At 64.2% G+C, this 3,858-nt stretch carries 2 protein-coding genes; both read right to left on the bottom strand.

Features of this window, described 5'->3' with window-relative positions; genetic code table 11:
* Positions 1–990, bottom strand: a 990-nt coding sequence (locus EOS_RS32730) for a UvrD-helicase domain-containing protein (protein WP_047896362.1), incomplete at its 3' end; no start/stop codon positions are given.
* The coding region (recC, locus tag EOS_RS32725) for an exodeoxyribonuclease V subunit gamma (RefSeq protein ID WP_047896361.1) at positions 987–3,858 on the bottom strand (2,872 nt) is incomplete at its 5' end. The genes recC and EOS_RS32730, both read right to left, overlap by 4 nt.

Raw genomic sequence — 3,858 nt, 5'->3', positions numbered from 1 at the left:
CTGCGCCGCTTCCGCGGCGGCAGCGGCGGCGGCCAGCGTCTCGGCGTGATCGAAGAAAGCGTGAGAAGGCGGCTCGTTCTTCACCTTCGTGCCCTTCTTCAACGCGCTCGCCGTGAGCTTTAGCGCTTCTTTCGGGGGCGCGGCGTGACAGTCGTTGTCGGCAAAATAGTCGGACCACGCGGCAATCGCCGCATCGATCAAGGTGCGTTTGTGCGTGGTCTTGCTGAGCTTCGCTTCGGCGTCGATCAGCAACTGAACGATGGTGTTGCGTTCAGCGTGCCACAACGCGCCGGCGGTATCGAACAAGGCTTGCGCGTCTTCGCGAGCGCCCACTTCAAGCTCGCCCCAGCGCAGCGTAGCAAGCGGCTTTTTCAACCGACGCGAAAGCTGCACATCGAGCGATGCCGGTCCTGCGCCCTTGCTCACGAGCCACGCGGCAAACGATGAATCGCGCGCCGCCGCCGGCTCGACCCGCTCACGCCAGAAGTCCGCTGCCATCTCGAAACGCAGCGCGCTGTCGTCGGCTTCGAGTTCGAACGCAAACGGCATGGTTGCAGCGAACGGCGCTTCCTGCAGCGCGCGCTGGCAGAACGCGTGGATCGTGTGGATGGCGGCTTGATCGAAGGTATGCAGCGCGATGTTGATCCGCTTGAGCGCCTCATCGGGATCGACGCGTTGAAGCGTTGTGTCGAACAGGCGCTCGAGAAACGCGTCGCCCGCGGTGTCGCCGGTTTCCATCGCGTGCGCAATCTGCACGAGCCGCGAACGGATGCGTTCGTGCAATTCGGCCGTGGCCGCCTTCGTGAACGTGACGACGAGAATTGCATCGGCGGCGAGCTTCTTTTCGAGCAGAAGGCGCACGTAAAGCGCGCAAATGTTCCACGTCTTACCCGTTCCCGCCGATGCCTCGATCTGATTCACGCCATCGAGCGGGCATTCGAAGACATCGAGTTCGGCGGTGGTTATTGCCGTTGTTTGCGTATGCATCATGCGTCGCTCCGCATGTGCCGGATCAACGGCTCAAAGACGATTCTGGCCAGCGTGGCGAAGGTTTCATCGAGTCTAAGTTCAGCGCCGCGAAACGCGATACGCAACGCGGGATCGTCCGATTCGCCGCGCGTCCTGTCCGATATCCACACGCCCTGCGCCTTCGACTCGCTTTCCTTGACCCACGTCCAGGCGCTCTTTGGAAAGAACCGCAACGGCAACCGCCGCCCGGCGCGATACAACGCGGCGAGCGTCGCCAAGTGCGCGTGAGGATCGTCGACGGGCGTCAGCTCAAAGCCGCTCGATTGCGCGCCGCGGCCGTGCCACACCGTGCGTCGCGGGCCATCGGGCAAAGCGGCGCAGTAGGCGAGATGCGCGAGCCACGCGCAGAGATAGTCGCGGGCGCGCGGCACGTCGTATCGATAGATGATCTGGCCTTCGTCGGTAAGCAAATTCAAGGTGCCGTAGATGTGCAGCGGCTGCAAAGCATCGGGTTGCAACGCGGCGTCGTAGCGGCCGAACAGTTCGGCATCCGGCCAACGCGGCGCGATATCAAGCGTGAACGGCAAGCGCACCGCGCCTTCCTCCGTCGCGGCACGCACGCGATTCGCAAGCGAATGCAACGCGCCGATTTCCCGCGATTGCCACACGCCGCCCGTCGCGCCACCCGGCATTTCGGGACTTGCACGCGCGACGCGCCGCGCACGATCGAGTGCACGGGATTCGTCGTCGGCTGTGAGGGCAAGCAGCGACGGCAGCACGCGATCGGCCAGCGCAGTACGGCCCGGATATTCGAGCTCGAACGGTTCTGTATCGCCGAGTTCGGTTTCAGCGTCGAAGAGCGCAATGCCGAGCCGATCGCGCAATATCGCGCGTGCCGGATGACGCCAGAAGCGTTCGAAGTCGTCGAACGCTACGGGCGTCACCTCTTCGGCCTGCAACGGCGCGCTGAAGAATTTCATCGATGGTTCGATCCTGCCGAGGGCCAGCGTCCGCGCCAGTTCCGCGCGCTCCGGCTCGTAGGTGAACAACGGCGCGCTGAAGTATTCCGGTGCGAACGGCTGCAACGGATGCTCGAACACGAAGCGGCTGCGCGCGTTCTCCAGCTCCTTCGGTGATGCCCCCTCGCCCGCCACCGTTTCCGCCAGATAGTCGAGCAACTCGTCGATCAACGCGGCGGGCGGCAACGCGGCGTTGTCGCGAATGCTGCGTCCCGTGTACGCGATCATCAAACGGTCACGCGCGGACAACAGCAAGTCGAGGAACAGGTTGCGTTCATCGTCACGGCGTTGCCGGTCGCCTAACTTTCCAAAGCTCGCCATCAGGTCGAACTCGTCGGCACGCGTGAGACTTGGCAACATGCCGTCGTCCATACCAAGCAGGCAGACCACGCGATACGGCAAGCCGCGCAAGCTCGTCAGCGATGAAAACGTCACGCCGCCCCAAGGGACACCGCCACGCGCGGCGTCGTCGAGGGCATCGGTGAGCGCTGTGCGCAGGACATCGGCGGCGATCTCCGTATCCACCGCACCTTCGTCCATCGAAAGCATCAATGAGTCGAGCGTCGCGCGGACGTCGGCGATTGAATCCGCGAACGGCAGACCGGCATCAAAGAACTGCGTGAGCGCCTCGAGCAGCAATTGCGTCCAGGCCTGGGGCGACCGCGGCGTGGCGATACGCTCGCCGAACGCGTCGATATCGTCGATAAACCGCGTCAACCGGCCGAGCAATTCAGCGTCCGACCCTTGGGCGCCGCCCACGGGCAACCACTCGTCCACGGGCGCGCCGCCGTCGGGCAGCGCGTAGCCGAGGAAAAGCCGCGTGAGGGCATCGGAGAAGGTGTGGCGGGCTGCGGGTACATCGGCGGCCGTTACTGCCGATGGCGCAAGTCCTCGCCGCGCGCCGGCCGCCGCAAGCCACATCTGCGCGGTTTCCAGCGCGACGGCGTCGATGCCATAACGCGCCGCGACCGCATCGACTCGCAACCACTCGATCAGCTCGGGCGCACCGACGCTGCGCTCAGGCAACGCCAGCCAGTCAAGCAACACGCGCGCGACCGGATTCGCCTGCGACGGCGGCAAGCCTGTGATCCGGTACGGAATCCGACGCCGCTCACCCGCCACGCCAGCCGGCGCGGTACCGAACACGCCATCGATCAGCGGACCCGCCGCCGCAAGATCAGGAAACGCCACGAGCACGTCGGACGGCTGGAGACCCTCCATCTCGTCGAACCAGCCGAGCAAACGATCATGCAACACCTCGAGCTGCCGTGACAAGCTGTGACACACATGAATTTCGATTCCGGGTTCGAGCGTTTCATCCGGCTCGGAAATCTCATTCAAATTGAGAATCGCGTTCTGCACGTGCGCAAGCCACGTTGGCGCTGAATTTTCCTCGAAATGACTGGCTTCACGAGATGCCGCGCTCTCCGTCAACTCGTGCAGCATGTGTAACTGCGCCTGCGTCTGACGGCCCCATTCGGCGAGCAACGGATGACCGACTTCCTGAAAATCCCGCTTCCCCGCCAGTTCGAGTTGCTCTACACGCGCCTCACTCACGATGTCGAACCAGAACTCGCGGCAAGGGTTGATGGCATAGATACGCACGTCAATCCAGCGCGACAGTTCACGCAGCAACGCAATATGCAGCGGCGGCATGGTCGGCAACGCGAACACACTCACGCGCTCCGGCCACTCGGCTTTCATCACGGCGTCGAGATCGAGTTTCGGCGATTCAGTCAGGAACCGGTACGCTGGCGGCGTGGGATCGCGCGCGCCGGCGTCCTGCGCAAGATCGGCGAGCAGCGCACGCCATAGCGCGGCCTGCCAGCGTTCGTCCTCGCGCTGAATCGCAGTCGCGTTCGGCAGGCGC

The organism is Caballeronia mineralivorans PML1(12) (assembly GCF_001028175.1).
Lineage (GTDB): Bacteria > Pseudomonadota > Gammaproteobacteria > Burkholderiales > Burkholderiaceae > Caballeronia > Caballeronia mineralivorans.
This window is presented reverse-complemented; position numbering and strand designations above follow the sequence as displayed.